Origin of the sequence: Pseudomonas sp. R2-7-07 (assembly GCF_003852355.1) — a bacterium.
Lineage (GTDB): Bacteria > Pseudomonadota > Gammaproteobacteria > Pseudomonadales > Pseudomonadaceae > Aquipseudomonas.
Genome location: NZ_CP027759.1, coordinates 1,190,342 through 1,212,062, shown reverse-complemented (window position 1 = coordinate 1,212,062; position 21,721 = coordinate 1,190,342). Strand labels below are relative to the sequence as shown.

Genomic DNA, 21,721 nt, shown 5'->3' with positions numbered 1-21,721 from the left:
GGCCATCTACTCAGTGATCGAACACGGCCAGCGCCGCGGGGGGCTTGCCGGGGAGGGTCTTGTCGTTGCGCGGTACATCGTCGTCGGCACCGAGGCCACCGCCCAAGGCAGTCACCAGTTCGGCGTGAGCACTCAGGCGTGCGGCCTGTACGTGTTGCGCTATCTGCTGCTGGCGAAACAGCAGGGTCTGGGCATTCAGCACATTGAGGTAGTCGGTGAGGCCGCGTTGATAGGCGATGATCGCGATGTCGTAGGTTTTCTGCGCCGACGCCACCGATTGCGCGGCAAACGCGGCCTGCTTGTCCATGGACTCGCGACGGATCAGTTGGTCACTGATGCCCTTGAGCGCATTGACCAGGGTCTGGTTGTAATGCGCCACGGCGATGTCATAACCGGCGCTGGCTTGCCCCAGCTGCGCACGCAGGCGCCCACCGTCGAAGATCGGCAGGGTAATGGCCGGGCCGACGTTGTAATTGAATTTGCTGCCCGCAAGGAACTCCAGCATGCCGCCACCGGTGGCCATGAAACCGAGGCTGCCGACCAGATCGACGTTGGGGTAGAAACCTGCATGGGCGACATCGATGCCACGCGCCTGCGCCGCCACCTGCCAGCGACTGGCGACCACATCCGGTCGCTGGCCGAGCAATTGCGCAGGCAAATTCGAAGGTAGTTTCAACGCAGCGGCCAGCGACAGGCTGGGGCGCCGCAACCGGGCGCCCTCCCCCGGACCTTTGCCGGCCAGCGCCGCCAGCTGGTTGCGGCTCAGGGCGATTTCCTCATCGAGCGCGTCCAACTGACGGTGGGTTTCCGGCAGCGGGGTCTCGGCCTGGCTGACGTCGAAGTGCGTGCCGATCCCGGCGTCCAGGCGTTTGTTGGCCAGCTCCAGCATCTGCTGTTGCTGGGCCAAGGTGGCGGCGACGATGTCACGATCGGCGTAATGCAGCGACAACTGAATATAGGCACGCACCACGTTGTTCTGCAGCTCGAGCTGGGCCTGGCGCGCTTGGGCGACGTTCATATGAGCCAGGTCGACGGCACGCTCGGTGGCGTTGCTTTCGCGGCCCCACAGGTCGAGTGCGTAACTCAAGCCCAGGGATGAATTGTTATCCCAGGTGTTCGCACCGCTCAATTCGCCGGGGCCGTAGAACTGGTCCTTCGGCCAGTTGTGGCGTTTGAGGGTGGTGTCGCTGTCGATCTGCACGGACTCGGCAGACTCCGCCAACCCGGCCATGGCGCGCGCTTCACGCACCCGTGCGGCGGCCATGGCCATGCTCGGATTGTTTTGCGTGGCAAGTTCGACCCAGCGGTTCAGTTGCGGATCGCCGTAGGCCTGCCACCATCGGGCGGTGGGCCAGTGGGCGTCGCTGGCGGTGTTCTGGATCGCTTCGTCCGTGGCCAGCTCGTTTGCATTCAAGGATTTGCTCTGGGGGCCGATTCCTGCGGTTCCGATACAGCCGCTGATGGCGAGCGTAAAGGCCCAAACACTGAGAGTCTTCAGCTCTCTGCTGATGCAACGCGGCACGCTGACGAATTCCTGAGAGGGTGTTACGGGGAGAGGTGGCGCAATTCTAGGGCCCGCGATGAGCGCCGATAAGCTGTCATTCCTGTGAATCTTTGTTACCGTTAAGGCGATAATCCGTTGGTAGGGATCACTGGACGGCGCAACTTTCTGTCACAATTTGCCATCTCCCTTGAGAACACCCCATGGACACTTTGCAAAACATGCGCGCGTTCAGTTGCGTTGCAGAGGCCGGCAGCTTCACCGCCGCCGCCGCGCAGCTGGACACCACCACCGCCAACGTCTCGCGCGCGGTCTCAAACCTTGAGGCCCACCTGCAAACCCGCTTGCTCAACCGCACCACTCGCCGCATCGCGCTGACCGAGGCCGGTAAGCGCTATTTGCTGCGCTGCGAGCAGATCCTCGCCTACGTCGAGGAAGCCGAGGCGGAAGCCAGCGACGCCCATGCGCGTCCCGCCGGGCAATTGAAAGTGCACACCATGACCGGTATCGGCCAGCACTTCGTGATCGACGCGATTGCCCGCTACCGCCGCACCCACCCCGACGTGACCTTCGACCTGACGCTCGCCAACCGCGTGCCGGACCTGCTCGATGAGGGCTATGACGTGTCCATCGTGCTGGCCAGCGAACTGCCCGATTCCGGTTTCGTCTCGCAACGCCTGGGCATCACCTACAGCATCGCCTGCGCCTCGCCGGAGTACGTCAAGGCCAAGGGCTGCGCACAACGGCCCCAGGATTTGCTCAATCACGCCTGCCTGCGTCTGGTCAGCCCGGTAATCCAGCTGGATAAATGGACCTTCAACGGGCCCGAAGGCCAGGAAAGCGTTGCGGTGAACAGCTCGCCGTTTTTGGTCAACTCGGCCGACGCGATGAAAACCGCGATCACCAGCGGCATGGGCGTCGGCCTGCTGCCGGTGTATGCCGCGATAGAAGGTTTGCGTAACGGCACGCTGGTGCGGGTAATGCCCAACTACCGTTCCCAGGAGCTGAACCTGTACGCCATCTACCCGTCGCGCCAATACCTGGATGCGAAGATCAAGACCTGGGTGGAATACTTGCGCGGTTCGCTGCCGGAGATTCTCGCGGCTCATCAAGCGGAATTGGTGGCATACGAGTTGAGCGGCACCTTGAGCGGTGCGCGTTTGGCCAACTGATTCCTGGCAGACAATAAAGAACCTTGTGGGAGGGGGCTTGCCCTCCCACATGGTTCAACGGGGTCCTGACAATATGTTAGGTTGCTTGGCATTCTTCCGTAGTCGATGAGCCCGCCTGCCATGAAAAAGACTGTCCTTGCCTTCAGCCGTGTCACCCCGCAAATGATCGAACGCCTGCAACAGGATTTCGAGGTGATTGCGCCCAACCCCAAGCAGGGGGACATCAACGCCCAATTCAACGAAGCCCTGCCCCATGCCCACGGTCTGATCGGCGTTGGCCGCAAGCTCGGCCGCGAACAGCTTGAAGGCGCGCGTCGGCTGGAGGTGGTGTCCAGTGTGTCGGTGGGCTACGACAACTACGATGTCGCCTACTTCAACGAGCGCGGGATCATGCTCACCAATACCCCCGACGTGCTCACCGAAAGCACCGCCGACCTGGCCTTCGCCCTGTTGATGAGCAGCGCACGCCGCGTGGCCGAACTGGACGCCTGGACCAAGGCCGGCCAGTGGAAAGCCAGCGTTGGCGCCCCGTTGTTTGGCTGCGATGTACACGGCAAGACCCTGGGCATCGTCGGCATGGGCAATATCGGCGCGGCCGTGGCCCGGCGTGGGCGACTGGGCTTCAATATGCCGATCCTGTACAGCGGCAACAGCCGCAAGAGCGCACTGGAACAAGAGCTGGGCGCACAGTTTCGCAGCCTGGACCAGTTGCTGGCCGAAGCGGATTTCGTTTGCCTGGTGGTGCCGCTAAGCGACAAGACCCGTCACCTGATCAGCAGCCGGGAGCTGGCACTGATGAAGTCCAGTGCGATCCTGATCAACATCTCCCGTGGCCCGGTGGTGGACGAGCCCGCGCTGATCCAGGCCCTGCAGACCCAGCGCATTCGTGGCGCCGGGCTGGATGTGTATGAAAAGGAACCGCTGGCCGAGTCGCCCCTGTTCCAGTTGAGCAACGCGGTGACGCTGCCGCATATCGGTTCGGCGACCCATGAAACCCGCGAAGCCATGGCCAACCGCGCGCTCGACAACCTGCGCAGCGCCCTGCTCGGCCAACGCCCGCAGGACCTGGTGAACCCACAAGTGTGGAAAGGCTGACACCCCGCCCTGTTGGAACGCGCTTGTTGTGGCGAGCGAGCTTGCTCGCGCTGGAGTGCGTAGCGCTCCCAGGCTTTTTGGGGCCGCTTCGCAGCCCAGCGGGAGCAAGCTCCCTCGCCACAGGTCACACCTTTAGTTTTTCGTGAGAGGGTCGATAACCTTCCATAGATCGCCACCCCTGATCCACAGAAGGTTTTTATGCCCACCACCAAAGCCCGCGCAGACTCACTTTCGCTTCTGCTCTTTACCTTGCGCAGCGGCAAGCTGATGGCGATCAACCTGCTGAAAGTCAGCGAAATCATCCCCTGCCCTCCGCTGACCAAGCTGCCGGAGTCGCACCCCCACGTTAAAGGCATCGCCACGTTGCGCGGTAACTCGTTGGCGGTGATCGACTTGAGCCGCGCCCTGGGCGAGATGCCGTTGCAGGACCCGAACGGCGGCTGCCTGATCGTCACCGATGTCAGCCGTTCCAAGCAGGGCTTGCATGTGCAGGCGGTGAGCAAGATCGTGCATTGCCTGACCACCGATATCCGCCCACCGCCCTATGGCTCCGGCGGCAATCGCGCATTCATCACCGGGGTGACCCAGGTGGAAGGCGGCCTGGTGCAGGTGCTGGATATCGAAAAAGTCATCCATGGCATCGCCCCGGCGCCGATAGAAGCCGCACCGACCGACCTGACCATGGAAGAAGCCGAAGTCCTCGGCCATGCACGCATCCTGGTGGTGGACGACAGCCAAGTGGCGCTGCAGCAATCGGTGCATACGCTGCGCAACCTCGGGCTGACCTGTCACACCGCGCGCAGCGCCAAGGAGGCCATCGATGTGCTGCTGGAGCTGCAAGGCACGGGCGAGCAAATCAATGTGGTGGTGTCGGACATCGAAATGTCCGAGATGGACGGTTATGCCCTCACCCGCACCCTGCGCGAAACCCCGGACTTCCAGCAGCTCTATGTGCTGCTGCACACCTCCCTGGACAGCGCGATGAACAGTGAAAAAGCGCGCCTGGCCGGCGCCGATGCGGTGCTGACCAAGTTTTCCTCCCCCGAGCTGACCAAGTGCCTGGTGGTGGCTGCGCAAACCGTGGCGCAAAAGGGTTTGTAAGCCTTGGCTGAGTATTTCCAACTGCTGCGACGCGACCTGACCGGCAGCCTGCCGGCGCCGCAGTGGCCGGCCACTACCCAGCTGGATCACTATCGCGATGAACTGGCCCCGGCGATTCACGCGGTATTGCGCATGACCCAGGACCAGGGCGGTGGCCGTGTCGCGGGCCTTGAGCAATGGCGCCAGCAATTCGTTGCCGATGCCGAGTTCGACCCCTCGTTGTGCCTGGTAGCCAGTAACGCCGAGGGCATTCTCGGCGTGGCGCAATGCTGGACCAGTGCCTTTATCAAGAACCTCTCGATACACCCCTGCGCCCAGGGCCAGGGGCTTGGCCGAGCTTTGCTGCTGCATGCCTTCCACGTTTTCAAGCAGCGTGGCGAACCCTATGTGGACCTCAAGGTGCTGGAGAGCAATCTGCGCGCGCGGCAGCTGTATGAAAGTGCAGGCATGCGGTTCGTCCTGCGCGACGTGGTTCCTGAGGACTGAGGTGCACTGGCGCATAACTTGCTTCCAGAGAGCCCAAGCGGTGGATAGAGGTAAAAACCCGTCACCGCCCATGCTTGCCCTCTGACCTTGCCCGGTGAAAGATCCGCCATGAACACTCACTTTTCCTGCGTAGGTTGCGGCAAATGCTGCTCCGATCACCACGTACCCCTGACCCTCGACGAAGCCCGGCAGTGGGCGGCGGACGGCGGCAATGTCATTGTTCTGGTAGAAGGTTTTCTCGCCAGCGGCCTGGGTTTGCCCCAGCAGCAGCGTGAACATGCCGAACGCCGTTCAGTGGTGGTGCCCAGCGGCAATACCCAGGCATTCGTGGCGATCACCTTTGCGGCCTACAACGCCGGGCGCTGTCGGAATCTTGACGAAGACAATCGCTGCGGCATCTATGAACGACGTCCGCTGGTGTGCCGGATCTATCCGATGGAGATCAATCCGCACATCCCGCTGAACCCGAGCGCCAAGGATTGCCCGCCGGAATCCTGGGAACAGGGGCCGGCGTTGATCGTGGGCGGGGAATTGATGGATGCTGAACTGGCTGAACTGATCCGCCGTTCACGCCAGGCCGACCGTGACGATGTGCAAACCAAGGAGGCCGTGTGTGCCTTGCTGGGGATTCGTACCACCGCACTCAAGGGCGACGGGTTCACGGCGTATTTGCCGGATATGAATGCGTTTGCCCAAGCCATTGCGTTGGCAACTGACCAGCCGATCACGGCCAACGAGTGGGTGTTTCACGTCTCCGGGATGGATATTGCCGAACAACTGCTGGATGCCGGCGCGCAGATTGCTACCGAAGTGCCGGCCAATTACGCGTTTATCCCGTTGCGGGCGGCTTGAGGCTCGACGGGTTAACGGGCGCGGTGTCGAGGCGGTAGGGCTGGAGGATGCGCTGGTACTCGCCGTTCTGCTTGAGTTGCTCAAGGGCATGGTTGAGTTCGGTACGCAACACGGTATCGGTTTTGCGCAGTGCAATCGCGACACTGTTGCCCAACAGGTCAGACGATACCGGCGGGCCCATGAAATCGAAATCCATGCCTTCAGGCGTATCGAGCAAGGCCTCTCGGATTTCCACCGCCCCCTGCAGCGTCGCATCGATCTCGCCTGCAACCAGGCCGCGCACCAGTTGGTCATTGAGCCAATAGCTCTCGATGATCACACCGGCCGGCGCCCACTGCGACCGGGCAAAGGCTTCGCGATTGCTCCTGACCAACACTCCGACCCGCTTGCCCTTGAGTAACCGCTTGTGTGGGCTCAGGCCAGAGTTTCTGCGGGCCACCAGCCAGGTGGTGATCGGGTAGAGGTCATCGCTGAAATTGACTCTCTGCTGTCGACTCACGGTCGGTGCCATCCCCATGATCGCGTCAAATTGCCGGGCATCGAGGGCGGGGAAGTTTTCCATGACGATCTGGTCGACCCAGGTGCAATGCACATTGAGCTGCACGCACAGGGCGTTACCCAATTCGATATTGAGCCCCACCAATTGCCCTTGCGGATTACGGCTTTGAAAGGGGGGAAAATGCGCCGCGACAGCGAAGCGGATTTCGCGTCGCGGCGGCTCGGCGGCGGCCACGGCCTCCACCGATAACAGGAGGGCAAGCGCCACACAGAGATGTATCAAAGCCACGGGAAACGTCCTTTTCCGGAGAGAGCTGCGTCGCCATGTCCCGATACAAATGATCAGGGCAAGGCGATGCTGCGCAAGCTTTCAAGAAACGGTCGCGGACCTACAATAAGAAATATCGACGCGAGTTGTAGGCAACTGCCTATACGGCGAATATGCGCATTACTCTCAACGTTTACCCATCGAACGACGCGTACCCGGCGGCGCCATGCCTGGCGTTTTGGTATGGCCATTCTTCGCGCCACCTTTGTACCAGGGCTGGGCGGCCTGCTTGGCCCCGGCCAGTTCACCCGGGTTGAAAGGGAACTTGAACGCCGGGATTTCGGCTTTTTCAACGCCGTCGGCATCGACCGAATCGACGAGGTCGACCGCTTCAACGGCGGGTTGGATCGGGGAAGTCATGGGGTGCTCCGAGGTGCGCAAAAGATGAAGCGGGCCCGGCAAGCGGGCCACAGTGGCGCGCAGTATACCTGCGCGCCCCGGATCTTTAAGCGTCGTCGTACGAATGGTCGCCGCTTAACTGACAGCGCTGTCAGATAGCCGTCACTCTGCTGACCCGATCAAAAGGCTATAACGGTCATTCCACGTTTCCAATCCTTTGCCTGGCGCCACCTCTATGCCCACAAAACGAAACACGGCCCTGCTGGTGGGCGCCCTTCTGGTCCTGGCGCTGGCAGCCTGGACCTTGACTCGGCCCGCCAAGGCCCGGCTGGCGGCACCCAGCGCCATTCCCGTGCGCGTGGTAAGCGTGGCGCAAGAGGATGTCCCGCGGTTCGTCAGCGGCATTGGCACCGTGTTGTCGTTGCACAGCGTGGTGATCCGCCCGCAGATCGACGGCATCCTCACCCGGTTGCTGGTCAAGGAAGGCCAACAGGTAAAGGCCGGCGACCTGCTGGCGACCATCGATGACCGCTCGATCCGCGCCAGCCTCGACCAGGCCAAGGCCCAGCTGGGGGAAAGCCAGGCGCAGCTGCAAGTGGCGCAGGTCAACCTCAAGCGCTACAAGGAACTGAGTATCGACGACGGCGTATCGAAGCAGACCTACGACCAGCAACAAGCCCTGGTGAACCAGCTCAAGGCCACCGTGCAGGGCAACCAGGCGGCGATTGATTCGGCTCAAGTACAACTTTCCTACACCCAGATTCGTTCCCCCGTCAGTGGTCGGGTTGGTATTCGCACGGTGGATGAAGGCAACTTCCTGCGCATGAGCGATACCCAAGGCTTGTTCTCGGTCACCCAGATCGACCCGATCGCGGTTGAGTTTTCCCTGCCGCAGCAGATGTTGCCGACCTTGCAAGGCCTGATCGCCGCCCCGCAAAAAGCCAGCGTCGATGCCTACCTGGGGGCCGATACCGACGGCCACACCGGCGACCTGCTGGGGGAAGGCCACTTGAGCCTGATTGACAACCAGATCAGTTCCACCACCGGCACCCTGCGCGCCAAGGCCGAGTTCCCGAATGGCACACAGAAGCTGTGGCCGGGGCAACTGGTGACCATCAAGATCCAGACCGCCGTCGACAGGAACGCCCTGGTAGTGCCGCCGACGGTGGTGCAGCGTGGCCTGGACTCACATTTCGTGTACCGGCTCAACGGTGAGCAGGTGGAGGTGGTGCCCGTGCAAGTCACCTACCAGAACAGCGAGCTGAACATCATCAAGGGCGTGCAGGCCGGGGACGTGCTGGTCAGCGATGGCCAGTCGCGGCTCAAGGCGGGCGCCCAGGTGCAAGTGCTCAAGGAGCCGCCGCAGGTGATCCAGACCGTCGACGCCAAGGTGCAGCCATGAGCGGCAGCCGCTCGCCTTCGGCCTGGTGCGTCGATCACCCGGTCGCCACCCTGCTGCTGACATTTGCCTTGGTGCTGCTGGGGATCATTGCCTTCCCCCGGCTGGCCGTTGCGCCACTGCCGGAAGCGGAATTTCCGACGATCCAGGTCACTGCGCAATTGCCCGGCGCCAGCCCGGACACCATGGCCTCATCGGTGGCGACGCCGCTCGAGGTGCAATTCAGCGCCATCCCCGGCATGACCCAGATGACCTCCAGCAGCGCCTTGGGCTCAAGCCTCTTGACCCTGCAATTCACTCTGGACAAAAGCATCGACACCGCCGCCCAGGAAGTGCAGGCCGCGATCAATACCGCCTCCGGCAAGCTGCCCAGCGATATGCCGAGCCTGCCGACCTGGAAGAAGGTCAACCCGGCCGACAGCCCGGTACTGATCCTCAGCGTCAGCTCCGCGAGCATGCCGAGCACCGAACTGAGCGACTACGTGGAAACCCTGCTGGCGCGTCAGATCAGCCAGATCGACGGTGTCGGCCAGATCAACATCACTGGCCAGCAGCGCCCGGCGATTCGTGTGCAGGCCTCGCCCGACAAGCTCGCGGCAGTCGGCTTGACGCTCGCGGACATCCGCCTGGCCATCCAGCAATCGAGCCTGAACCTGGCCAAAGGCGCGATTTACGGGGCCAACAGCGTGTCGACCCTGTCGACCAACGATCAACTGTTTCACCCCGACGATTACGGTCAGTTGATCGTGTCCTACAAGAACGGCGCACCCGTGCAACTGCGGGATATCGCCAAAGTCGTCAACGGTTCGGAAAACGCCTACGTGCAGGCCTGGTCCGGCGATACACCGGGGGTCAACCTGGTGATTTCGCGCCAGCCGGGGGCGAATATCGTCGACACGGTCGACCGCATCCAGCAAGCACTGCCACGCCTGGAAGCCATGCTGCCGGCCTCGGTGCAGGTCAGCGTACTGACCGACCGCACCAAAACTATCCGCGCCTCGTTGCATGAAGTGGAAATGACCCTGTTGATCGCGATCCTGCTGGTGGTGGCGGTGATGGCGCTGTTCCTGCGCCAGCTGTCGGCGACGTTGATTGTGTCTGCAGTGCTCGGTGTATCGCTGGTGGCCAGTTTCGCGCTGATGTATGTGATGGGCTTCAGCTTGAACAACCTGACCCTGGTCGCCATCGTGATTGCCGTGGGCTTTGTGGTGGACGATGCGATCGTGGTGGTGGAAAACATCCACCGTCATCTGGAGGCCGGCCTGGGCAAGCGCGAAGCCGCGATCAAAGGCTCCGGCGAAATCGGCTTTACCGTGGTGTCCATCAGCTTCTCGCTGGTGGCGGCGTTTATTCCACTGCTGTTCATGGGCGGCGTGGTCGGGCGGCTGTTCAAGGAATTTGCGCTGACGGCCACCTCGACCATCCTCATTTCGGTGGTGGTTTCGCTGACCCTGGCGCCCACCCTCGCCGCACTGTTCATGCGTGCGCCAACCCATCACGCCCATGCCAAACCCACCTTCAGCGAGCGCCTGCTGGCCGGCTATGCGCGCAACCTGCGGCGTGCCCTGGCCCATCAACGCAGCATGGCGGCGATCTTCGTGGTGACCCTGGCCCTGGCCGTGGTCGGCTATGTGTTTATCCCCAAGGGCTTCTTCCCGGTGCAAGACACCGGTTTCGTGCTGGGCACCAGCGAGGCGGCAGCCGATGTGTCGTACCCGGACATGGTCGCCAAGCACAAGGCACTGGCCGACATCGTCAAGGCCGACCCGGCGGTGCAAGCCTTTTCCCACTCGGTGGGTGTGACCGGCAGCAACCAGACCATCGCCAACGGGCGCTTCTGGATCGCCTTGAAAGACCGGGGTGATCGCGATGTGTCGGCCAGCCAGTTCATCGACCGCATCCGCCCGCAACTGGCGAAGGTGCCGGGCATCGTCCTGTACTTGCGCGCCGGCCAGGATATCAACTTGAGCTCCGGCCCCAGCCGCGCCCAGTACCAATACGTACTCAAGAGCAACGACGGCCCGACCCTGAACACCTGGACCCAGCGCCTCACCGAAAAACTGCGCAGCAACCCGGCCTTTCGGGACCTGTCCAACGACCTGCAATTGGGCGGCAGCATCACCCACATCACCATCGACCGCCAGGCCGCGGCGCGTTTCGGCCTGACCGCCACCGACGTCGACCAGGCGCTGTACGACGCGTTCGGCCAGCGCCAGATCAACGAATACCAGACCGAGATCAACCAGTACCAGGTGGTGCTGGAACTGGACCGCCAACAGCGCGGCAAGGCCGAGAGCCTGAACTATTTTTACCTGCGCTCGCCGCTGACCAACGAGATGGTGCCACTGTCGGCGCTGGCCAGGGTCGACCCACCGAGCGTGGGGCCGTTGTCCATCAGCCACGACGGCATGTTCCCGGCCGCCAACCTGTCGTTCAACCTGGCTCCCGGCGTGGCGCTGGGCGATGCGGTGATCATGCTCAACCAGGCCAAGAACGACATCGGCATGCCCAGTACGATCATCGGTAATTTCCAGGGCGCGGCCCAGGCCTTCCAGAGCTCGCTGGCCAGCCAGCCGTGGCTGATCCTCGCGGCACTGGTCGCGGTCTACATTATCCTGGGCGTGTTGTACGAGAGTTTCGTGCACCCGCTGACGATCATTTCTACCTTGCCCTCGGCGGGCCTGGGCGCGTTGATCATGCTGTGGCTGCTGGGCCAGGACTTTTCGATCATGGCCTTGATCGGCCTGGTGCTGCTGATCGGCATCGTCAAGAAAAATGGCATCCTGATGATCGACTTCGCCCTGGAGGCCCAGCGCGTACGCGGCCTGGCGCCTGAGGACGCGATCTACGAAGCCTGCGTCACGCGGTTCCGGCCGATCATCATGACCACTCTCGCCGCCCTGCTTGGCGCGGTGCCGTTGATGCTCGGCTCAGGCCCTGGCGCGGAATTGCGCCAGCCATTGGGCATCGCCGTGGTCGGCGGCTTGCTGGTGAGCCAGGCGCTGACGCTGTTCACCACGCCGGTCATATACTTGTACCTTGAACGACTTTTCCACAGGCCCAAACCAGCGATCGAGCTGGCGACCACACACTGAGGCCAAGGCCCCGCCCTGGAACAAAAGGCTGATGCGCGTCCTGATTATTGAAGATGAAGAAAAAACCGCGGACTACCTGCACCGCGGCCTGACGGAGCAAGGTTACACCGTCGATGTGGCGCGCGAAGGCGTCGAGGGGTTGCACCTGGCGCTGGAGAACGACTACGCGGTGATCGTGCTCGACGTGATGCTGCCGGCGCTCGACGGGTTTGGCGTATTGCGTGCTTTACGCGCACGCAAACAGACACCGGTGATCATGCTCACCGCCCGCGAGCGCGTGGAAGACCGCATCCGTGGCCTGCGCGAAGGCGCCGACGACTACCTGGGCAAGCCGTTTTCCTTCCTGGAACTGGTGGCGCGCCTGCAGGCGTTGACCCGCCGTAGTGGCGGCCATGAGCCGGTGCAGGTGACGGTTGCCGACCTGTGGATCGACCTGATCAGCCGCAAGGCCAGTCGCAACGGTGTGCGCCTGGACCTGACCGCCAAGGAGTTCTCGTTGCTCAGCGTATTGGCGCGGCGCCAGGGCGAAATCCTGTCCAAGACGGCGATTGCCGAGATGGTCTGGGACATCAATTTCGACAGCGACGCCAACGTGGTCGAAGTGGCGATCAAGCGCCTGCGCGCCAAACTCGATGGGCCGTTCGAGCACAAGCTGCTGCACACCATTCGTGGCATGGGCTACGTGCTGGAGAACCGCAGTGCCGACTAACTCCATCGCCCTGCGCCTGAGCGGGATGTTCACCCTGGTGGCGCTGCTGATCTTCGTGCTGATCGGCGGCGCGCTGTACCAGCAAGTGGATCGCGGCCTGGGGCTGTTGCCGGGGGCCGAGCTGGATGCGCGCTACAGCGTGCTCGAATCCTCGGTGAACCGCTTCGGCACGCCCGAGCATTGGGTCAAGATCAAGGCCAAGCTCAAGCTGCTGGGGGAGGAAGACAAGCGCATTCGCTTCTGGGTGGTCAGCAGCGACCCAAGTTACGAATACGGTGAACCGGATGCGCAGATTCGCGCCTTTGCCCAGGGCCCGACCGGTAAACGCGACCTGCACCTGCCCGGCCACGATTACCCGTTCAAGGTGCTGGTGAGCCAGTTTGCCGCCAAGGATCAACGCCCACCGCTGCGCTTCATGATCGCCATCGACACAGAGAATTTCCGCGCCACCCAGCATCATCTGCTGGTAGCGCTGATCAGCCTGGCGCTGGTCGGCGTGGTGATGGCTTCGTTGCTGGGCTTCTGGGTGTCGCGCATCGGCCTCAAGCCACTGGAAAAACTCTCGGACGAAGCACAGAAACTCGCGCCGCCCAAACTCTCCGGGCGCCTGCAACTGTCACCGCTGCCGCCGGAACTGAGCCAGTTCGTCAACTCGTTCAACGCCACTCTCGACCGCGTCGAACTCGCCTACTCGCGCCTCGAATCCTTCAATGCCGACGTGGCCCATGAACTGCGCTCGCCGCTGACCAACCTGATCGGCCAGACCCAGGTCGCGCTGACGCGCGGGCGTTCGGCCGAGCATTATTTCGAGGTGCTGCAATCGAACCTGGAAGAGTTGGAACGGCTGCGCTCGATTATCAACGACATGCTGTTCCTCGCCAGTGCCGACCAGGGCAGCAAGGCCACCAAGCTGATTGAAAGCTCCCTGGCCGATGAAGTCGCCACCACCCTCGACTACCTGGATTTTATCTTCGAAGATGCCCAGGTTCAGGTGCGGGTACAGGGCGACGCCCAAGTGCATATCGAAAAAGCCCACCTGCGCCGCGCACTGATCAACCTGTTGAGCAATGCGGTGCAGCACACCGCGCCTGGGCAGGTCATCGACGTGAACATCGATGTGCTGGAGCATCAGGTAACGATCGGCGTGACCAACCCAGGCGAGGTGATTGCCAGCGAGCACCTGCCTCGACTGTTCGAACGTTTCTATCGGGTGGATGCGTCGCGCAGCAACAGCGGGGCCAATCACGGGTTGGGGCTGGCTATCGTCAAGGCGATTGCGTTGATGCATGGAGGGGATGTGTTCGTGCGCAGCGAAGGCGGCGGCAATACCTTCGGCATCACCCTGCCCGTCTGACACGCCCCTCCCACCCTTGACTGTGCACAGCCTCAAGCCAACTGTTACGATTTGGGCAACAGTCATTATCTTGTTACACTCTGTATCGCACCGCTCGCCTGCGTTACTTTGACGCATCGATGAGCGCGACGGTAAAGACAGCCGAACCCTCACCCGAATTTCCCTCGACTTATTTCCAGGGCTCTACACTGGGAATCTGTCTTAAAGCCGCTGACTTCAGCGGCTTTTTTTTGCCGTAAAAAAGGCCAGGCACACCCCACGACACTGGCCGTTCATGATTGATCAAAGGAGCTCCACCGGTGAAGAACTCGCTGACACTCACCCCGTTATTCCTCGCCATCGCAGCAACGATCACTCCCCTTGCCCACGGGGCAGACGCCACGCCCACCGAGGGTTTCGTCGAGGGTTCGCACCTCACGATCGACACCCGCAACTACTACATGAATCGCGACCGTCGCGACCTACATACCGATGACAGCAAGGAATGGGGCCAGGGCTTTATCGGTACCTTCACCTCCGGCTACACCCAAGGCACCGTAGGCTTCGGCCTGGACCTAAACGCCATGCTCGGTCTCAAGCTCGACGGCGGCGGTGGCACCGACGGTTCCAGCATCCTTCCGTACGGCAGCGGCAACGGCAAGGCGCCCGGCACGTTCTCCACCGCTGGCGGCACCTTGAAACTGCGCGCGTTCGATACCGAGCTGAAGGCCGGCGACCTGTTCCTCAACAACCCGGTGATCGCCGGCGGCATGACCCGCATGCTGCCGCAGACGTTTCGCGGCGTGAGCCTGGCCAACCACAGCCTCGACGGCTGGATGTTCGAAGGCGGCCAGGCCAGCTTCACCAAGCTCTACAACCAGAGCGGCCAACGGCGCATCGGCACCAGCTACGGCGCATTGCCGGCCAACGCCGACGCCCAGCACCTGAACTGGGCTGGTGTAGCGTTCAACGGCATCCCCGGGTTGACCAGCAACCTGTACGCCGCTGAACTCAAGGACGTGTGGCACCAGTACTACTACGACCTCGAGTACACCTATGCACTGAACGACCTGGTCAGCCTGACCCCCGGCCTGCATTACTACCACACCCAGGACACCGGCCAGGCACTGCTGGGTGCTATCGACAACAACACCTACAGCCTGCATATGACCCTGGGCGTGGGCAACCACAGCGTTACCGCCGCCTACCAGCGGGTCAACGGCAACACGCCGTTCGACTACATTACCCAGGGTGACAGCGTGTACCTGGACAACTCCCAGCAATACTCGGACTTCAACGGCCCCAACGAGCGTTCGTGGAAGCTCAAGTACGCCTACGACTTCGCCGGTCTCGGCCTGCCCGGCCTGACATCCGCCGTGTCGTATATCAGCGGCAAGACCGACCTGACCACGGTAGACCCGAACAGCCGGGGCTACAGCAGCTGGTACAGCGCCGACGGCAAGAACGCCAGGCACTGGGAGCGCGATATCGACCTGAAATACGTGGTGCAGGGCGGCAAGGCCAAGAACCTGGCGGTACGCCTGCAATGGGCGACCAACCGTGGCGGCAATGGCTACGCGGCGGTGGATCGGGATGTGGATGAGTACCGCGTGATCGTCGACTACCCAATCAACGTGTTCTAACCCCAATCTGAATAACAATGAAGGCCCAATGTGGGAGGGGGCTTGCTCCCGATGGCGGAGTGTCAGTCAATAATACTTTGACTGATTCGCCGCCATCGGGAGCAAGCCCCCTCCCACATTTTGCTTCTGCGCCATTTCCAGAGTAGCTACTACGCTAAAGGCATCCTCAGAGCAGAAGTACGCCCGATGAGTTCAAGCCTTGCCCGCCCTACCCGCCGCCCGGAACGCCTGCTGATCCTGAGCAGCACCCTCACGGTGTTGCTGATCGTGGGAATCGTCACCGCACTGTTGAATCGCGAACACGCCAACACCTTGCAGACCGCCAAGCGCACCGCCACTACCATTACCCAGTTGATTGATGCCGATGTGCTACGCAACGTCGAGCTCTATGACATGGCCCTCAAAGGCCTGATCGCCGCGACCGAGCGCACTGACCTGCAGGGCGTGTCCGCGAGCATTCGGCACCTGGTGCTGTTCGACCGCTCCGCCACAGCGCCGTACAAGGGCGACATCCTGTTGCTGGGCCCGAGCGGCGAGGTGATTGCCGACTCGTCCCTGCTCACGCCCAAGGCCGGCAACTTCGCCGACCGCGACTATTTCCAGGTTCATCGCGCCAATCCCGACATCGGGCTGTATATCAGTCGCCCGTTCAGGGCCCGCTGCGAATGCGATGACCCGTGGCGCATTGCATTTAGCCGCCGCGTTTCGTCGTCGGACGGGCGCTTCCTGGGTGTGGCTGTCGCCTCCATGCGTCTGTCGTACTTCCACCAACTGTTCAGCAGCCTGAATATCGGCAGCGACAGCACCATCAACCTGCTCAACCACCAGGGCATCCTGCTGGCGCAAGAGCCGTTGCTGGAAGTGGATATCATCAACAAGGACCTGAGCCAGCGGCCCAATGTGGCGCGCATGCTGCGCGAGCGAGACGGCACTTTCCACAGCGTCTCCAGCCTCGACCAGCAGCCTCGGCTCTACAGTTTCTCGAACGTGGGCGAATTACCGCTGATTGTCGCGGTGGCGTTGGCCAGCGATGAAGTGTTCGCGCCATGGCGAAGGGCGGCGTGGCTGGTCAGCCTCGCGACCGGGGTGCTGTGCATTGGCCTGTTGTGGCTGACCTGGGCCCTGTGCATGGAGCTGCGACGGCGCCACCGGGCCGAGCAGGTGCTGTCAGAACTGGCAGGTACCGATGCCCTCACTGGCCTGGCCAACCGCCGCACTCTCGACGAACGCCTGCGTCTGGAATGGGATCGCGCGCAACGTTCAACCGAGCCGTTGACGGTGCTGATGATCGACGTGGACCACTTCAAGGCCTTCAACGACCGCCACGGCCACCAGGGCGGCGACGATGCGCTGCGCACGGTGGCACAGGTGATCGACAGCAGTATCCGCCGCCCGGCCGACCTGGCGGCACGTTACGGCGGTGAAGAATTCGCGGTGGTGCTGCCCGATACCGACGCCAAGGGCGCTTGGGTGATCGCCGAGCATATCCGCAATGGTGTTGAGCACCTGCCACGGCCGGCATGGGACGAGCAGCCGATTACCGTGAGCATCGGCATGAGTACCTGGGAAAAGCGCAGCGGCCTGTCCCTAGAGGACTTGCTACTCAGGGCCGACCAGGCGTTGTATGAGGCCAAGCACAGTGGCCGCAATCGGACGATCAACGCCGGGACATAAAAAAAGGCCACCCGAAGGCAGCCTTTAAAACTAAAGAAGAGAGTTGTTACTTACACCGCCGCAACGGGACGCATGTAAGAGATCGGTGCGGTGCTGGCATCTTCGAAGGTCACGACTTCCCAAGCGTCTGTCTGCTCAATCAACTTGCGCAGCAGCTGGTTGTTAAGGGCGTGGCCCGACTTGAAGCCTTTGAACTCGCCTATCAGGCTATTGCCCAGCAGGTAGAGGTCACCGATTGCATCGAGGATCTTGTGCTTCACGAATTCGTCTTCATAGCGAAGGCCGTCTTCGTTCAGTACACCATCCGCGTCGACCACAATGGCGTTTTCAACGCTGCCGCCGAGTGCGAGGTTGTGCTTGCGCAGGTACTCGATGTCACTCATGAAACCAAAGGTACGGGCGCGGCTGACTTCTTTTACGAACGAAGTGCTGGAAAAATCCACGCTTGCACTTTGGATGCGGTCACGGAATACCGGGTGATCGAAATCGATCTCAAAGCTCACTTTAAAGCCTTCGAACGGGACGAAGGTGGCGCGCTTGTCGCCGTCTTCTACTGTCACTTCCCGCAGAATGCGAATGAACTTCTTGGCTGCGTCCTGTTCTTCCAGGCCGGCAGATTGAATCAGGAATACGAAGGGTCCAGCGCTGCCATCCATGATCGGGACTTCGGACGCGGAGAGCTCGACGTAGGCGTTATCGATGCCCAAACCGGCCATGGCCGAGAGCAAGTGCTCCACCGTGTCCACTTTGACGTCACCGTTGACCAATGTGGTCGACATAGTGGTTTCGCCAACGTTTTCCGCGCGAGCAGGTATCTGCACCACAGGGTCCAGGTCGGCACGCACAAACACGATGCCGGTGTCGACAGGTGCAGGCTTGAGGGTCAGGTATACCTTTTCCCCGGAGTGCAGACCTACACCTGTGGCACGAATAATATTCTTCAGGGTGCGTTGTTTAATCATGGCTTGGACCGCTTCAGCGCAAATTGCGAACTGGTATCAACAAAGGCTGGCGATAATAGCAGACCAGACCTTTGCTGAACACCAATCACCTTCATAGCCCTGATACATTCCATTAATCGGCCTGACGACGCAGGAATGCCGGGATGTCCAGGTAGTCCAGATCGTCTTGCGGATTCGGGCTACGGGACGCCGCAGCACCGGCCTGAGCCTGGTTGCGCATCACGGTCGGACGGTCCAGGTCACGGTAGTTCACCGACGGCAGTTCCTGGCGCGAAGGCGCTGGAGCGGCCGCTTGCTGGCTGGCGTGGCTGGTATGGACGGTATTGTCGATGACCTTTACAGGCTTCTCGATTTTTGCACCCAGGCCGGTCGCAACCACGGTCACGTGCAGTTCGTCGCGCATGTCCGGGTCGATAACGGTGCCGACCTTGACCATGGCGTGCTCGGACGCGAAGGCTTCGATGATGCTACCCACGTCGGAGTACTCACCCAGGGACAGGTCAGGACCTGCGGTGATATTCACCAGGATGCCGCGCGCACCTTGCAGGTTCACGTCTTCCAGCAGCGGGTTGCGGATGGCCGCTTCGGTAGCTTCGCGCGCACGGTTCGGACCGCTGGCGCAGCCGGTACCCATCATCGCCATGCCCATTTCGCTCATCACGGTACGCACGTCGGCAAAGTCGACGTTGATCATGCCGGGACGCTTGATGATGTCGGAGATACCGCGAACGGCACCGGCCAGTACATCGTCAGCCTTGGCGAACGCGGACAGCAGGCTGGCGTCCTTGCCCAGGATGGTCAGCAGCTTCTCGTTGGGAATGGTGATCAACGAGTCGACGCTTTCAGACAGCAGACGGATGCCTTCGTCGGCGATCTGCATGCGCTTGCGGCCTTCGAACGGGAACGGACGGGTCACAACAGCGACGGTCAGAATCCCCATTTCCTTGGCCACTTCGGCAATGATCGGCGCTGCACCGGTACCGGTACCGCCGCCCATGCCGGTGGTGATGAACACCATGTTGGTGCCTTGCAGCACTTCGGCAATACGCTCGCGGTCTTCCAGGGCGGCTTGACGGCCGACTTCCGGATTGGCGCCAGCGCCGAGGCCCTTGGTCACGGCTGTGCCCAATTGCAGGATGGTCCGCGCGCCGATGCTTTTCAGCGCCTGGGCATCAGTGTTGGCGCAGATGAATTCAACGCCTTCAATGTTGCTCTTGACCATATGGTTGACAGCGTTGCCGCCGCCACCGCCGACACCGATTACTTTGATAACCGGGCTAGCGGGGATGTTGTCTACGAGTTCAAACATGTTCCCTCTCCTTTCGTTTTCTCTAGTTTTTTCGCCTACTGCTTATTACGGGTGTTGCGGTGTCGCGGTAAATCTTCAGAAATTGCCTTTTACCCAAGCCTGCAGCCGCTCGAACAACGGCGCTTTCGCTTCGTCATCGCTGCGGTAGCTGTCACGGATGCTCGGGCCCGACAGGGAAATGCCATCGGTCTGCTTTTGCAGCCCGTACAACAGCAAGCCCACACCGGTGGAATAAATCGGGTTGCGCACCACGTCGCCGAGGCCTTTGACGCCATGGGGCACGCCCAGGCGCACCGGCATGTGGAAGATCTCTTCGGCCAGTTCGACCGCGCCTTCCATTTTCGAGGTGCCACCGGTCAGCACGATGCCGGCCGGGATCAGATCTTCGTAGCCGCTGCGGCGCAATTCGGCCTGGATCAGGGTGAACAGCTCGTCGTAGCGCGGCTCGACCACTTCGGCCAGGGCCTGGCGCGACAGCTCGCGCGGTGGACGGTCGCCGACGCTTGGCACCTTGATGGTTTCACCGGCACCGGCCAGCTTGGCCAGGGCGCAGGCGTAACGGATCTTGATTTCTTCGGCGTACTGGGTCGGTGTGCGCAACGCCATGGCGATGTCGTTGGTTACCTGGTCGCCGGCAATCGGGATCACGGCGGTGTGACGGATCGCACCCTCGGTGAAGATCGCGATATCGGTGGTGCCGCCGCCGATGTCCACCAGGCACACGCCCAGTTCTTTTTCGTCGTCGGTCAGCACCGAGTAGGCCGACGCCAACTGCTCAAGAATGATGTCGTCGATTTCCAGGCCGCAGCGACGCACGCATTTTTCAATGTTCTGCGCGGCGTTGACGGCGCAGGTCACTACGTGGACCTTGGCTTCCAGACGCACGCCCGACATGCCCAGTGGCTCGCGAACGCCCTCCTGGTTATCGATCACGTAGTCCTGGGGCAAGGTGTGCAACACGCGCTGGTCAGCCGGGATCGCCACGGCCTGGGCGGCGTCGAGGACGCGCTCAAGGTCGGCCGCACTGACTTCACGGTCGCGGATCGCCACGATGCCGTGGGAGTTCAGGCTGCGGATGTGGTTGCCGGCCACGCCGACGAACGCCGAGTGAATCCGGCAACCGGCCATCAGCTGCGCTTCTTCGATGGCGCGCTGGATCGATTGCACGGTGGACTCGATGTTCACCACCACGCCCTTCTTCAGGCCCCGGGACGGATGCGTGCCAATACCGACGATTTCGATCGTGCCGTCTTCACCGACCTCGCCCACCAGCGCCACCACCTTGGAGGTGCCGATATCGAGACCGACGATCATTTTGCCGCTTTGCACGTTTGCCATGGGTCCTGCCTCTTCTTAATTCTTCGCGACAGCGGGTTGTGCTGCCGTGGGCGCTACCGGTACACGCCAACCGACGGCCAGGCCGTTGGCGTAACGCAGGTCGACGCTCGCAATGTTCGTAATCTGTTCTTTCAAGGTTTTTTCATAGATGGCAATAAAGCGGCGCATCTTTTCCACCAAGCGGTCGCGTCCCAGCAACAACTCGATGCCCGGGCCGGAACTGCCTGCCCCGGTCGTCAGAAACCAGCTGCCCCGCTCACGCAATTCCAGGCGTGCGATGGAGAAGCCCAGTGGCCGCAGCATCTGGCTCAAGGCCTGGTACTGCTGCATCACTTGCTGTTGCGCCCGCTGCGGCCCGAACAGCTGCGGCAGGTGCTCATAGTTCGCTACTTCACGCGGCGCAAATGCCTGGCCCTGGTTGTTCAACAGCGCACCATCGCCCCAGCGGGCCACGGGCAGCTGTTCTTCCAGGCGGATCGTTACCTGGTCCGGCCATACGCGGCGGACTTCGGCGTGGGCGATCCACGGCATCTGTTCCAGCTCCGCGCGCATGCCGGCCAGGTCAATGGTAAAGAAGCTCGCCGCCAGGAACGGGCTGATGCGCTGCTGCACCGCTTGCTGGCTGATGTAGCTCAAGTCGCCCTGCACGCTGATCTTGGTGATCGGCCGATCGGCATACGGCAACAGGCGCTGCGCCCCTTCGTAGGTGCCAAAGCCCAGTACCACCAGCAACACCGGCCAGAACAGCGCCTTGATGAAACCAAAGTTGGCTTTGGGCAGGCGCGCCGACATCGGCTCTTTGGCCACCATGCGGCTGGCACCCCGTGGCACCGGCTTGCGGCTCGGTGCTTGTGCGGGCTGATGACGAAGCGATGCGCCTTTCATGT

At 61.9% G+C, this 21,721-nt stretch carries 18 protein-coding genes; 11 read left to right on the top strand and 7 right to left on the bottom strand.

Going from position 1 to position 21,721, the window contains the following annotated elements; all coding sequences use genetic code 11:
- Positions 1-10 precede the first annotated feature (10 nt).
- A complete protein-coding gene (locus C4J86_RS05355; protein ID WP_124369701.1) occupies positions 11-1,522 on the bottom strand; it encodes an efflux transporter outer membrane subunit in 1,512 nt (503 codons plus the stop codon).
- Positions 1,523-1,704: 182 nt separating this feature from the next.
- Here C4J86_RS05355 and C4J86_RS05350 point away from each other — a divergent pair, with 182 nt between their 5' ends.
- From C4J86_RS05350 to C4J86_RS05330, 5 genes are all read left to right on the top strand, one after another.
- The gene (locus C4J86_RS05350) at positions 1,705-2,673 is read left to right on the top strand and encodes a LysR family transcriptional regulator (RefSeq protein ID WP_124361375.1); all 969 of its coding nucleotides are present in this window, start codon (positions 1,705-1,707) and stop codon (positions 2,671-2,673) included.
- A 120-nt stretch (positions 2,674-2,793) separates the two neighbouring features.
- Positions 2,794-3,768, top strand: a complete 975-nt coding sequence (locus C4J86_RS05345; RefSeq protein WP_124369700.1) for a D-glycerate dehydrogenase — start codon at positions 2,794-2,796, stop codon at positions 3,766-3,768.
- A 198-nt stretch (positions 3,769-3,966) separates the two neighbouring features.
- Positions 3,967-4,869 (top strand): chemotaxis protein CheV, encoded by a 903-nt coding sequence (locus C4J86_RS05340; RefSeq protein WP_124369699.1) that lies wholly within the window; start codon positions 3,967-3,969, stop codon positions 4,867-4,869.
- A gap of 3 nt (positions 4,870-4,872) precedes the next feature.
- Positions 4,873-5,355: an N-acetyltransferase gene (locus tag C4J86_RS05335; RefSeq protein WP_124369698.1), complete on the top strand. Its 483-nt coding sequence runs from the start codon at positions 4,873-4,875 to the stop codon at positions 5,353-5,355.
- A gap of 108 nt (positions 5,356-5,463) precedes the next feature.
- Positions 5,464-6,207 carry a YkgJ family cysteine cluster protein gene (locus C4J86_RS05330; protein WP_124369697.1) on the top strand — a complete coding sequence of 248 codons (744 nt, stop codon included), beginning with the start codon at positions 5,464-5,466 and terminating at the stop codon, positions 6,205-6,207.
- On the opposite strand, the gene C4J86_RS05325 is transcribed toward C4J86_RS05330, so the two are convergent.
- Both C4J86_RS05325 and C4J86_RS05320 read right to left on the bottom strand, forming a co-directional pair.
- Positions 6,185-6,994 (bottom strand): transporter substrate-binding domain-containing protein, encoded by an 810-nt coding sequence (locus C4J86_RS05325; RefSeq protein WP_124369696.1) that lies wholly within the window; start codon positions 6,992-6,994, stop codon positions 6,185-6,187. The genes C4J86_RS05330 and C4J86_RS05325 overlap by 23 nt on opposite strands.
- A gap of 165 nt (positions 6,995-7,159) precedes the next feature.
- Positions 7,160-7,393, bottom strand: coding sequence for a hypothetical protein (locus C4J86_RS05320; protein ID WP_124369695.1), 234 nt, complete (start codon positions 7,391-7,393; stop codon positions 7,160-7,162).
- Between the two features lie 214 nt (positions 7,394-7,607).
- Here C4J86_RS05320 and C4J86_RS05315 point away from each other — a divergent pair, with 214 nt between their 5' ends.
- From C4J86_RS05315 to C4J86_RS05290, 6 genes are all read left to right on the top strand, one after another.
- Positions 7,608-8,774, top strand: coding sequence for an efflux RND transporter periplasmic adaptor subunit (locus tag C4J86_RS05315; RefSeq protein ID WP_124369694.1), 1,167 nt, complete (start codon positions 7,608-7,610; stop codon positions 8,772-8,774).
- Entirely contained in the window at positions 8,771-11,866 is a 3,096-nt protein-coding gene (locus C4J86_RS05310; protein ID WP_124369693.1) for a multidrug efflux RND transporter permease subunit, read from the top strand. Before C4J86_RS05315 ends, C4J86_RS05310 begins: the two co-directional genes overlap by 4 nt.
- A gap of 31 nt (positions 11,867-11,897) precedes the next feature.
- Positions 11,898-12,575 (top strand): heavy metal response regulator transcription factor, encoded by a 678-nt coding sequence (locus C4J86_RS05305; RefSeq protein ID WP_124361366.1) that lies wholly within the window; start codon positions 11,898-11,900, stop codon positions 12,573-12,575.
- Positions 12,565-13,929, top strand: coding sequence for a heavy metal sensor histidine kinase (locus tag C4J86_RS05300; RefSeq protein ID WP_124369692.1), 1,365 nt, complete (start codon positions 12,565-12,567; stop codon positions 13,927-13,929). Before C4J86_RS05305 ends, C4J86_RS05300 begins: the two co-directional genes overlap by 11 nt.
- 299 nt (positions 13,930-14,228) lie before the next feature.
- Positions 14,229-15,551, top strand: a complete 1,323-nt coding sequence (locus C4J86_RS05295) for an OprD family porin (protein ID WP_124369691.1) — start codon at positions 14,229-14,231, stop codon at positions 15,549-15,551.
- A 186-nt stretch (positions 15,552-15,737) separates the two neighbouring features.
- Positions 15,738-17,225: a sensor domain-containing diguanylate cyclase gene (locus C4J86_RS05290; protein WP_124369690.1), complete on the top strand. Its 1,488-nt coding sequence runs from the start codon at positions 15,738-15,740 to the stop codon at positions 17,223-17,225.
- Positions 17,226-17,275: 50 nt separating this feature from the next.
- Here the strand turns inward: C4J86_RS05290 and lpxC are convergent, their stop codons facing one another.
- The 4 genes from lpxC to C4J86_RS05270 form a co-directional block, all read right to left on the bottom strand.
- The gene (gene lpxC / locus C4J86_RS05285) at positions 17,276-18,187 is read right to left on the bottom strand and encodes a UDP-3-O-acyl-N-acetylglucosamine deacetylase (RefSeq protein ID WP_010565673.1); all 912 of its coding nucleotides are present in this window, start codon (positions 18,185-18,187) and stop codon (positions 17,276-17,278) included.
- A 112-nt stretch (positions 18,188-18,299) separates the two neighbouring features.
- Complete coding sequence (gene ftsZ / locus C4J86_RS05280; RefSeq protein WP_003216225.1) at positions 18,300-19,496, bottom strand: cell division protein FtsZ; 1,197 nt, start codon at positions 19,494-19,496, stop codon at positions 18,300-18,302.
- 75 nt (positions 19,497-19,571) lie between these two features.
- On the bottom strand, positions 19,572-20,834 hold the full coding sequence (gene ftsA, locus C4J86_RS05275; RefSeq protein ID WP_057724626.1) for a cell division protein FtsA: 1,263 nt from the start codon (positions 20,832-20,834) through the stop codon (positions 19,572-19,574).
- Positions 20,835-20,849: 15 nt separating this feature from the next.
- Positions 20,850-21,719, bottom strand: coding sequence for a cell division protein FtsQ/DivIB (locus tag C4J86_RS05270; RefSeq protein ID WP_124369689.1), 870 nt, complete (start codon positions 21,717-21,719; stop codon positions 20,850-20,852).
- Positions 21,720-21,721: the final 2 nt, after the last annotated feature.